The following is a 6988-nucleotide window of genomic DNA, read 5'->3' on the forward strand; positions in this document are numbered from 1 at the left end:
AGAGCGCCGCCCTCGGCGACGGCTTCCCCGGCGTCGCCGAGGGCGGAGCCCGCGCGGGCGCCCGGACCGACCCCCCGCCCGGACTTGCCACCGCGCCGCCCGGTCCTGCCACCGTCTCGCCCGGTTCCGGCACCGTCTCGCCCGGTCCTGCCACTGTCCTGCCCGGTTCCGGCACCGTCTCGCCCGGTCCTGCCACTGCCCCGCCCGGTCCCGGCACCGTCCCGCCCGGTTCCGGCACCGTCCCGCCCGGTTCCGTCGCCTCTCTGGCCGGGCGGCACGACGTCGGGCTGCGGCTCGGGCGGCTCGGGCGCTGGACGGAGGCCGGGGAGGTGCACCGCGCGGTCGCCGCCGAGCGCGAGCGCGTCCTCGGCCCCGACCACCCCGACACGCTGGCCAGCCGGTACGAGGCCGCCTTCGTGCTCAGCCGTACCGGCGACCCCGCCGACGCCCTGCGCGCGTACAAGAAGGTCGCCGAGGCACGGATCAGGGTGCTCGGCGCCGACCACCCGGACACCCTCGCCGCCCGCCAGGAGATGGCGTACGTCCTCGGCCGGCTGGGCCGGCACGCCGACGCCCACCAGGTGTACACCGTGGTCCTCGCCGCGCGGGAGCGCACCATGGGCGCCGACCACCCGGACACCCTGCGCTGCCGCCACAACCTCGCCTTCAACCTCGGCCGGCTCGACCGCTGGGCGGACGCCCACCGCATGGCCGACGACGTCGCGGGCGCCCGCGCCCGCGTCCTCGGCGCCGACCACCCCGACACCCTCGTCACCCGCTACGAGGTGGCGTACGCCCTCGGCCAGCTGGGCCGCTGGCAGGAGGCCCTGGACACCTACCGGGACGTCGCCGCCGCCCGGACCCGGGCACTCGGCCCCGACCACCCCGACACCCTCGCCGCGCGCTACGAGACCGGCATCAGCCTGGGCCGGCTCGGCCGCAGCGCCGAGGCGCTGAACCTCTACCGGGAACTGGCCGCCGACCGCGCCCGCGTCCTCGGCCCCGACCACCCCGAGACCCTGCGCGCCCGGCACGGGACCTGCGTCAACCTCGGCCGCCTCGGCCGCTGGGAGGACGCCCTGGCCGAGTCCCGCGAGGTGGCCGCCGTCCGGGCGCGGGTGTTCGGGCCCAGCCACCCCGACACTCTCGTCAGCCGCCGAGAAATCGCCGTCGGACTGGGCTGGCTGGGCCGCTGGGAGGCCGCGCTCACCGAGTACCGGCAGGTCGCCGCCGTCCGCGACCGCGTCCTCGGCGCCGGGCACCCGGACACCGTCGCCGCCCGCGACGACGAGGCGCACTGCCTCCAGCAGCTCGGCCGGACCGCGGAGGCGGCGGAGCTCCACCGCAGGGTGGCACTGGCCCGGCAGTGGCACACCGCGAACCCCCACTGAGCCCACGCCGGGCGTCGGGCCCCCGCCACAGACGCCCTGGCGGCACAGATCGCCGCGTGCTACCAAGAGCCATGAGCACGCACCGGGGCACGCGCGCGTACGACGCCGTTGTCGTCGGCGGGGGCCACAACGGCCTGGTCGCCGCCGCCTACCTGGCCCGCGCCCGACGCTCCGTCCTGGTGCTGGAACGGCTGGACCACACCGGCGGCGCGGCCGTCTCCACCCGGCCCTTCCCCGGCGTCGACGCCCGGCTGTCCCGCTACTCCTACCTCGTCAGCCTGTTGCCCCCGAAGATCGTCCGGGACCTCGGCCTGGACATCCGGCTCCGCCCGCGCGCCGTCTCCTCGTACACCCCCGCCGAACGGTCGGGACGGCCCACCGGCCTGCTGGTCGGCGGGGACGAGCACCGCACCCGCGCGTCGTTCGCCCGCCTCACCGGCGGCGAACGCGAGTACGCCGCCTGGCGGCGCTTCTACGGCATGACCGGCCGCGTCGCCCGCGCGGTCTTCCCGACCCTGGTCGAACCGCTGCCCACGCGCGCGGAGCTGCGTCGCCGGGTCGGCGACGAGGACGCCTGGCGGATGCTGTTCGAGGAACCGGTCGGCGTCGCGATCGAGGACCGCTTCGCCGACGACCTGGTGCGCGGCGTCGTTCTCACCGACGCGCTGATCGGCACCTTCGCCGACGCCCACGACCCGTCCCTGAAGCAGAACCGCTGCTTCCTGTACCACGTGATCGGCGGCGGCACCGGCGCCTGGGACGTGCCCGTCGGCGGCATGGGCGCACTCACCGACGCGCTGGCCGCCGCGGCCCGGAACGCCGGCGCCGAGTTCGCCACCGGGCACGAGGCGGTACGCGTCGACACCGACGGCCGCACGGCGGAGGTCACCTACCGCACGGCCGACGGCGAGGGCACCGTCGCCGCCCGCCACGTCCTGGTCGGCGCCTCCCCGCGGACGCTCGCCGCGCTCACCGGCGGACCGCCGCCCCCGCCCGCCGAGGGCGCGCAGCTCAAGGTGAACATGGTGCTGACGCGCCTCCCGGCCCTGCGCGACCCCGCGGTCGACCCGCGGGAGGCGTTCGCCGGCACCCTCCACGTCGCCGAGGGGTACGGACAGCTCGCCGCCGCGCACGCGAGCGCCGCGGCCGGGCGGCCGCCCGCCGTCCCGCCCTCCGAGATCTACTGCCACTCGCTCACCGACCCGACGATCCTCGGCCCGGACCTTGTCCGCCACGGGTACCACACCCTGACCCTGTTCGGCCTGCACACCCCGGCCCGGCTGTTCGCACGGGACAACGACGCCGTACGGGCGGACCTGCTCGCCGCGACCCTGGCCCAGCTCGACACGCACCTGGCCGAGCCCCTCGCGGGCTGCCTGGCCACCGACGCGGACGGCCGTCCCTGCGTCGAGGCGCGGACGCCGCTGGACCTGGACCACGACCTCGGGCTGCCCGGCGGCAACATCTTCCACCGTGACCTGTCCTGGCCCCACGCCCAGGACGGCACCGGCCGCTGGGGCGTGGAGACCCCGCACCCGAACGTCCTCCTGTGCGGCGCGGGCGCGGTCCGCGGCGGCGGAGTGAGCGGGGTGCCGGGACACAACGCGGCCATGGCGGTGCTGGAGCGCCCGGAGCACCAGGCGTACCCGGAGCACCCGGAGCACTGACGGGCGCATGCGCCGGGCCGGGAGGGGTACCGCGACATAGCGGACATTTAGCATCCCTCCCCCGCGTGACAAGGAGACCGTCATGGCCGACCTCAGCCCCATCGACCTGCAGAAGGCCCTGCACGGCATGGACTACCCGGCGGACAAGAAGTCGCTCGTCGACTGCGCCCGCAAGAACAAGGCCGACGACAAGGTCGTCAGCCGCCTCGACGGCCTGAAGCGGGACAGCTTCGACGGCCCGAACGAAGTCCAGAAGGCCGTCTTCAACCCGTAGGCGCCGCCGCCCGGGACCGGCCGGCGGCCACCGCCGGCCGACCCGCGCCCCGGCGTCCGCGAAAGGTCCTCCCTGCGTGGCCTGTTGGCGGTCCGTACCGATCGCTAGGCTGGCCCGCGGACGACGAACCGGGAGGAGCACGGACGTGGCCGAGACCACCACCCACCAGCGCCCGCTCATCGGCTGGGACAAGCCGGAGCTGGACCTCAGCAAAGCGCACTGGCAGTCCAGCAGCCGCGGGCTCGGCGATGTGCAGATCGCCTTCGTCGAGGGCTTCATCGCCATGCGCAACAGTGCCCGCCCGGAAAGCCCCTCCCTGATCTTCACCCCCGACGAGTGGGGGGCCTTCGTGTCGGGAGCGCGCGAGGGGGAGTTCGACCTGACGTGAACGGCCCGCGGGGCGGGGTTTCCTCTGTGCCTCTCGCATGTTCCTGCGTTTTTCCGCGAGGCCGGCCCGGAGGGAGAAGGCCGTACCCCCGGAGGTGAGGAACCCATGGACACCCTGCCGGTCGTCGCCGCGATCGACGGTTCGGACGACAGTCTGCGCGCCCTGGACTGGGCACGGGAGGCCGCGCGGCAGCGCGACGCCCCCCTGCGCGTGGCGCACGTGCGGCAGTACGCCGCCTGGGCCCAGCCCGACGTCCTCGCGGTCGGGCCGCCCGACCCCGACGACGATCCGGTGCTCGATGAGGCCCGCGCCCGCCTGGACGGGGCGACGGACGGCCCGACCGTCGAATACCTTCCCCTGGAGGGTGTACCGGCCGCGGCCCTGCCCGAACTGGGCTTGGAAGCACAGCTTCTGGTGCTCGGCTCCCGGGGGCGCGGCGGCTTCGCCAGCCTGCTGCTCGGCTCCAGCTCGCTCGCGGCCGCCCGGGACGCCGAGTGCCCCGTCGTCGTGGTGCCCCGCCCCGGCCGAGAGGTCCACGGCACGGAACCGGCCGGGCCCGGCCCCCGGGTCGTCGTCGGCCTGCACGTCGACAGCCCCGACGAGGCCGCGCTCGACTTCGCCTTCACCGAGGCGGCGTTGCGCGGCGCCCGCCTCCAGGTGGTCGCCGCCTACCCGTGGCCGGTGCCGGGGTGGGCCGCGCCCGGCCAGATCGTGCCGCCGGTGATCGACGAGGTCGCCGTGGAGAGCGAGACGCGGGTCCTCGCCGACGGGTTCCTCGCGCCGCACCGCGAACGCCACCCCGCGGTGACCGCCGAGCCGTACGTCGTCCCGGGCGACGCCGCCGGCCACCTCGTCGCCGCGTCCGCCGGCGCCGACCTGGTCGTCGTCGGCCGGCACCGCCGCCGCCTGCTGGCCCCGGCCCGCATGATGGGCTCGGTCGCCCACGCGGTCCTCCTCCACGCGGCGTCCCCCGTAGCGGTGATCCCCCCGTCCCCACCCGAGGACTGACCACCACCCTCAGCACACTGCCGGTCCGGCACCGCCGTCCCCGGCACGCTGCCGCTCCGGCGTCGCTGTCTCCGGCACGCTGCCGCTCCCGTGTCATGTCCCGCGCCGCGCTCCCGCGCCGTGTCCCCCCCCTGCTCAGCCGGAACCAGCACCTCCGCCACCCCCGCTCAGCCGGAACCGGCACCTCCGCCACCCCGGTCCCCGAGTCGCTTACCCGGTGTTCACCCGGTGCTCGGCCGGGGCGCCGTCAAGGGGGCCGGGCCACGTACCATGGGCGGCATGTCGTTCCTCCGCCGCCGCAGCGCCACCCCCGCCGGGCCCGACTTCGACGTCCTGGCCATGGATCCGGGCGACTGGCCCGGGAATCTCGGTGCCGGCCTGCTGCCCGCCCCGGACGGCAGCTGCCAGGGCGTGTTCCTCCGCTACGACCTCTTCGGCGGCCGCGGCCCCGCGATGATCATCGGCAACCTGCCGGAGGGCTCCCCGGCCCGCGACGTCCCCGAGGGCGAGGTCCCCTTCGAGGTCGCCCAGCTCCTGCTGGCCCTGGAGAACGACGAGGAGGTCACGGTCGTCGGCACCGAGGACGCCCCCGTGATGCAGGGCGACAACCTCCTGATCGTGCGCAGGCTGAAGCTCTCCGAGAGCCGGATCTCCTGCGTCCAGTTCGACCGCAGCGACAACGTCCTGGTGACCATCGCCGCCTGGGACCGCCCCATCACCGACGACCTGTACGCCCTGCTGAAACCCCTCCCGGCGGAGCTGTTCCAGCAGGGCTGAGACAGGGCTACCGCACGACCTCCACGTCGGCGGCGCGCACGAACGCCACCCGGTGGCCGTACTGGATCTCGTAGTAGCGGTCCTCTCCGGTCACCACCCGGTGCGAGTCCTCCGAGAAGGTGACGGCGTAGTAGTACTCGCCGGGCACCTCGTCCCCGACCACGTACCGCTGGCCCGCGGGCAGGCGGTACGGCAGCGGGGACACCGCCTGCACCGGCACCTCCGCCGGATAGGCCGACGCCTCCGGGTACGCCCGCCCGTACACCGGCACGCTCTCCAGCCCCTCCCTGGGCGTGACCACCGTGCCCTTCGCCGGTACCGCCACCGGCTGCCGCGACGGGTCGCGGAACCACGCCTTCTGCCCGAGGTACCAGATGGCCGTCCAGTCGCCCCACCGGCCGGCGACGGCGTACTGCTGGCCCGTGGAGACCCGCGACGACAGGTCGTTCACCCCCGTCGTCGGCGTGGTGCCGAGCCCGATGTCCTTGATCAGCGGCGCGCTCTCGGAGTGGTCCGAGTACAGCCGCACCGCGCTGGAGCCGTGCGCCGCGCACTCCTCGCCCGCGCTCTCGCAGCCCGTGAACACCGGCCGGTTGGCCCCGTAGCCGGGACGGATCGTCACCAGCCCGGCGTGCTTGCCGCCGCTCGCGCGGAACGGGCGGCCCAGCAGCTCGAAGTAGTGCGCCCAGTCCCAGTACGGTCCCGGGTCGGTGTGCATCCCGGGGACCGAGGACGTGGTCGGACCTGGCACGTTGTCGTGGCCGAGGATGTGCTGCCGGTCCAGCGGGATGCCGTACTTCTTCGCCAGGTACCTCACCAGCCGCGCCGACGACCGGTACATCGCCTCGGTGTACCAGGCGTCCGGCTCCGCCAGGAACCCCTCGTGCTCCAGGCCGACCGACCCCGCGTTGACGTACCAGTTGCCCGCGTGCCAGGCCACGTCCTCCGCCTTCACGTGCTGGGCGATGTGACCGTCGGTGGAGCGCAGCGTGTAGTTCCAGGAGACGTACGTCGGGTCCCGCACCAGGTTCAGCACGCCGTCCCAGGCGCCCTCCGTGTCGTGCACGACGATGTACCGGACGCGCTGCGAGGCGGGCCGGTCGCCCAGGTCGTGGTTGCCGTAGTCGCCGTCCCCGAACTCCTCGTACGGCGCCGGTATCCACTCGCAGGACACCGTCCGAGGGCACTCCGTGCCGGACGCCGCCGCGGTCCGCAGCCCGGCGCGCGCCAACTGCCCGGTCTCCGGCGCCACGTCGGGGCGGGCGGCCAGCGCGACCCGCTGCCCGGCGTCCGTGGTGCGCCGCTCGCCGGCCCGGATCACCGCGTACACGTCGTCCGCGTACGCGGCGGCCGTGGCGGTGTCGTCGGCGCCGGAGAACGCGGCCACCGCCCCGTACCAGTCGGCCGGGTCGGCGCTCGGCTCCTCGCCCAGCTCCCGCTGGGCGGCGGCGAGCAGTGCCGCGCCGCCGGCCACGTTGGCGGC

General features: G+C 75.3%; 7 protein-coding genes. 6 read left to right on the forward strand and 1 reads right to left on the reverse strand.

All coding sequences use genetic code 11. From position 1 onward, the window contains the following. The 6 genes from UW392_RS37735 to UW392_RS37760 all read left to right on the forward strand — a co-directional run. A partial coding sequence (locus tag UW392_RS37735; RefSeq protein WP_320779745.1) for a tetratricopeptide repeat protein occupies positions 1-1391 on the forward strand: 1391 nt, incomplete at its 5' end. Positions 1392-1462: 71 nt separating this feature from the next. Continuing rightward, positions 1463-3058, forward strand: a complete 1596-nt coding sequence (locus tag UW392_RS37740; protein WP_320779746.1) for an NAD(P)/FAD-dependent oxidoreductase — start codon at positions 1463-1465, stop codon at positions 3056-3058. Between the two features lie 82 nt (positions 3059-3140). Further along, on the forward strand, positions 3141-3332 hold the full coding sequence (locus tag UW392_RS37745) for a DUF2795 domain-containing protein (protein WP_320779747.1): 192 nt from the start codon (positions 3141-3143) through the stop codon (positions 3330-3332). Positions 3333-3477: 145 nt separating this feature from the next. Then, a complete protein-coding gene (locus UW392_RS37750; protein ID WP_320779748.1) occupies positions 3478-3720 on the forward strand; it encodes a DUF397 domain-containing protein in 243 nt (80 codons plus the stop codon). A 105-nt stretch (positions 3721-3825) separates the two neighbouring features. Beyond that, the gene (locus UW392_RS37755) at positions 3826-4728 is read left to right on the forward strand and encodes a universal stress protein (RefSeq protein WP_320779749.1); all 903 of its coding nucleotides are present in this window, start codon (positions 3826-3828) and stop codon (positions 4726-4728) included. Between the two features lie 279 nt (positions 4729-5007). Then, positions 5008-5505, forward strand: coding sequence for a hypothetical protein (locus UW392_RS37760; protein WP_320779750.1), 498 nt, complete (start codon positions 5008-5010; stop codon positions 5503-5505). Positions 5506-5512: 7 nt separating this feature from the next. Here the strand turns inward: UW392_RS37760 and UW392_RS37765 are convergent. Further along, the coding region (locus UW392_RS37765; protein ID WP_320779751.1) for an N-acetylmuramoyl-L-alanine amidase at positions 5513-6988 on the reverse strand (1476 nt) is incomplete at its 5' end.

This window comes from Streptomyces sp. CRN 30, assembly GCF_034105845.1.